The sequence below is a fragment of the Anoxybacillus sp. genome (assembly GCF_036834105.1).
Classification (GTDB): domain Bacteria; phylum Bacillota; class Bacilli; order Bacillales; family Anoxybacillaceae; genus Anoxybacillus.
In genome coordinates this window covers 1-2,331 of the sequence record NZ_DAITON010000209.1, presented here as the reverse complement: position 1 = coordinate 2,331, position 2,331 = coordinate 1, and the positions used below count along the sequence as shown (strand labels likewise).

Here is a 2,331-nt window from a genome sequence, read left to right as displayed (position 1 = left end):
TTGTAGTCCTCCTTGGTCTGATTTTAGGTGTTGACACCCCTGCATCATACCAAGAAGGGCTTTTTTCTTTCAAGTCCCCGAAAACCTTTCTAACAGGAATGCTCCTCTAAAAAATTTTTTTGAAAAAATCGCCTTTTTGTCTTGACTCTTCCTTGTCATTCGTGTATAGTCAAATTATCATCTAACTGAATATATGTCCTGCACCAGACGGTTGCTGTGAGTATATTCCGTTATATGAAAAATTTTTTCGTTAGCCTATTGGCTAAAAGGTATTAGGAGGATTCAGTATTATGCAAAACGGTAAAGTAAAATGGTTTAACAACGAAAAAGGTTACGGATTCATCGAAGTTGAAGGTGGAGACGATGTATTCGTACACTTCACAGCAATCCAAGGTGAAGGCTACAAAACGTTAGAAGAAGGTCAAGCAGTTTCTTTTGAAATCGTTCAAGGAAACCGTGGCCCTCAAGCTGCAAACGTAGTGAAATTATAATCGTCTGAGATGATTCATATATAGCTCGACGAAAAGACCAGCAAACGCTGGTCTTTTTTCATTACATACTCCCCTCCTTTCACACAAATACTACAAACGAGGAGGGATAGCAATGACACAAAATCTAAAAAAACCGCATCTTCAGTCCAATAGCGTATTTACAGAAATCGAAAATGCGCGCTTGGCGGTTGAGTCAGCAAAAAAAATGGTTGCAGCAGCAACGATGAGCTTAGATAGCCATGCGTTTGATCATGCAAAACAGGCAATTAAAAATGCCAAAGAAGCGATTGCACGCATCAAAACAAACGAAGAAGATCCTTTGTTGTTACAATGTGAAAAGGAACTAGCAGACGCACATCATCAATTATCAGAGACGATCAATCACATGTAGTCACAAGGTGTCCCGAGCATATGGGACACCTTGTGACACTTTTTGTTTCACAAGCAACTGACCGTATTGTTGTATTTTTTCCCCTACTGTACATGTTTGAATGCAAAATGATTGCGCATACGATTTTCCGCACTCTTTACGAAATGTTCTTCTCACAAAACATCCTTCGCAGTACGTATCAAACAATTCATTTAACCGAAGTAATACATCTTTGCGCTTCATCACTCACGCTCCAGCTGTATTGTACTCCTGATCATCGTTCCGCGAAGTGCTTGTGTCGCTAACTGATCCGCTTCACCGTTTTCTTTTCTAACAATTGGCTCATAAATTGGAGAAAGGCCAAGTCGCTTCATTTTTTGCTCGATTCGTTCAACCCATCCCCCCTCTTCAGAAAATACAGGCCATTCACCAGATAATTGGTGAAATACGACGTGCGCATCGCCTCGGAAAACGACTGGCAAATGATGAACACCAAGATGTTCAAGCTGTTCGAGTAGAAAATAGAATGCTGCATACTCCGCTTCATTATTTGACTGCAATTCATCTAACTGCGCATTCGCGCGCATACGGAATGTTGCACCATTTTGTTTATAATAAACAACAACTCCAACTCCTGCTTTTTTACATTGGCGATCAAAACCACCATCAAAATATGCAATAACATCATGTGGCTCTGTTTCTACTTTTTTCATTAGTTTAGCCAACTCTTTTTTCGACCACGACACACCACGATCATCATAAAATAAAAGCTGCTTTACTCTCCCCGTTTTCTCTATATCTTCTGCAATAATTAGAGCCTCTTCCACTTCCATTTCTTTTGATGTCCACACCATTTCCTTTTTTTTCGGTGTTACATATGTCCACTCCATAAACACCTTCATATCTCTCACCTTTTCTTTTTGATTTTATTATAACAGTTTAGACAAAAAGTGATCTCAATTGTATAATATCCTTTGTGCCTTTATACTTTCATACAAGGGAGGGATCATCTTGTTCAACGAAATACTCGGTCTTTTTTCTGCCATCATTACATTTTCACTTGTATTGCTCATTTATCGTTTCTTTGGTCGCTCAGGTTTATTCGTCTGGATCGGCTTTTCTACTGTTGTTGCTAATTTACAAGTCGTTAAAACGGTTGAATTGCTTGGCATGACAGCTACACTTGGAAACGCCATGTACGGAACCGCCTTTTTGGTGACTGACATTTTAAGTGAAAAATACGGAAAAAAAGAAGCACAAAAAGCGGTATGGCTTGGCTTTTTTACACTCATTTCACTTACGATCGTGATGCAACTTGCTTTACTATTTAAGCCGCATGCCAGCGACTTTGCTCAACCAGCGTTAGAAACCATTTTCGGTTTGTTACCACGTATTGCACTTGGTAGTTTGCTTGCTTTTTTAATTAGCCAGTCGCTTGATGTTCACTTATTTCATTGGTTTAAAAAGAAA

The 2,331-nt window shown here is 39.3% G+C and carries 5 protein-coding genes; 3 read left to right on the top strand and 2 right to left on the bottom strand.

What is annotated here, in order from left to right:
- Positions 1–290: 290 nt before the first annotated feature.
- On the top strand, positions 291–491 hold the full coding sequence (gene cspD, locus V7Z64_RS12950; protein WP_003398931.1) for a cold-shock protein CspD: 201 nt from the start codon (positions 291–293) through the stop codon (positions 489–491).
- A 112-nt stretch (positions 492–603) separates the two neighbouring features.
- Entirely contained in the window at positions 604–882 is a 279-nt protein-coding gene (locus V7Z64_RS12945) for a DUF2564 family protein (RefSeq protein WP_297989514.1), read from the top strand.
- On the opposite strand, the gene V7Z64_RS12940 is transcribed toward V7Z64_RS12945, so the two are convergent.
- Positions 883–1,104 carry a zinc-finger domain-containing protein gene (locus V7Z64_RS12940; RefSeq protein WP_297989512.1) on the bottom strand — a complete coding sequence of 74 codons (222 nt, stop codon included), beginning with the start codon at positions 1,102–1,104 and terminating at the stop codon, positions 883–885.
- Positions 1,104–1,763 carry a ribonuclease H family protein gene (locus V7Z64_RS12935; protein WP_334110683.1) on the bottom strand — a complete coding sequence of 220 codons (660 nt, stop codon included), beginning with the start codon at positions 1,761–1,763 and terminating at the stop codon, positions 1,104–1,106. Before V7Z64_RS12935 ends, V7Z64_RS12940 begins: the two co-directional genes overlap by 1 nt.
- 109 nt (positions 1,764–1,872) lie before the next feature.
- Between V7Z64_RS12935 and V7Z64_RS12930 the strand changes: the two genes are divergently transcribed.
- The coding region (locus V7Z64_RS12930; RefSeq protein WP_334110681.1) for a queuosine precursor transporter at positions 1,873–2,331 on the top strand (459 nt) is incomplete at its 3' end.

Bases quoted from the DNA above. Each gene is read 5' to 3' on its own strand.
- cspD (WP_003398931.1), top strand. From the start codon at position 291: ATGCAAAACGGTAAAGTAAAATGGTTTAACAACGAAAAAGGTTACGGA.
- V7Z64_RS12945 (WP_297989514.1), top strand. From the start codon at position 604: ATGACACAAAATCTAAAAAAACCGCATCTTCAGTCCAATAGCGTATTT.
- V7Z64_RS12940 (WP_297989512.1), bottom strand. From the start codon at position 1,104: ATGAAGCGCAAAGATGTATTACTTCGGTTAAATGAATTGTTTGATACG.
- V7Z64_RS12935 (WP_334110683.1), bottom strand. From the start codon at position 1,763: ATGAAGGTGTTTATGGAGTGGACATATGTAACACCGAAAAAAAAGGAA.